This window comes from Agriterribacter sp. (assembly GCF_035444585.1).
Taxonomy (GTDB): Bacteria; Bacteroidota; Bacteroidia; order Chitinophagales; family Chitinophagaceae; genus Agriterribacter.
Genome location: NZ_DAOMOZ010000242.1, coordinates 1 through 901 on the forward strand (window position 1 = coordinate 1; position 901 = coordinate 901).

Below are 901 nucleotides of genomic sequence, written 5' to 3' on the forward strand. Positions count from 1 at the left end.
AATGAGGGGGCTGGTCGGCAAATTATTCCCACCGCACTAAAAGGGACAAGTCAGGCGGCTTTGTGACCCTTTCAGATCATACCAGACTGGAGGTTTCCGTGAGAAGGAAAGAAGAATTCTTCAAAGTATTGGGAGTGCATTGAAAATGCCGGCAAGGATCATTATCAGCCGATGCGCTGCCTTACTTGTTTTCTTTTAACAGCACAGCTACTTCATTTCCACTACCTCACTTTTAACTATAATATAATATAGCTTAATGGTGAGCGCATGAAAAAGTATCCTGGCGTTGGCATTTCTTTCAATGTAATAAGATGCCTTATCCAGCTCTTCCGCAATGGCCTGGTGCTGGTGCAGGGAAGCGATCTTATTCAACCGCTGCGCAAAGTCTTTCTCTGCGTCAGGCAACTGGTCGCCCGATCCGGGTATGAGCTGCAAACGGATGCTTTGCTCAAGCAAATGATTGAAATAGCGTAAAAACTGTTTTTGTTTTTCCCTTCCATGCCGGCTTATTTCTTCAATCCATTTTACCTGTGCAATAAAGCTGGCTTTTACAATAACGTTCAGCCATTCCCGCAATATCCCCTGCCAGTCATCTCCCGAATGCTGCAGCAATTGCAGGGCTTCATGATAATTGCCTTCACTTACCAGGGCTATTTGCCGTGACTGCTCAGGTAAAACACCCGCTCTTTCCGTTAATGCAGCTTCTATATCTTTTGTATCCGGCGCAGGAACCTTAACCAGTTGCGTACGTGAAAGGATGGTGGGAAGTATAAGGCTTTCATTTTCCGCCACCAGCAGAAACAGGGTATCCGCCGGAGGCTCTTCTATCAGCTTGAGCAGTTTATTGCCGGCATTGCCCAGGTACTCGGGCAGCCACATCAGCAAAATTTTATACCGGCTT

1 protein-coding gene is annotated in these 901 nt (G+C 46.5%); it reads right to left on the reverse strand.

Annotated features, from left to right (window positions below; all coding sequences use genetic code 11):
* Nucleotides 1-207: 207 nt before the first annotated feature.
* Nucleotides 208-901: DNA polymerase III subunit (locus PLH26_RS18825; RefSeq protein WP_502876417.1), on the reverse strand; the 694-nt coding region annotated here is incomplete at its 5' end.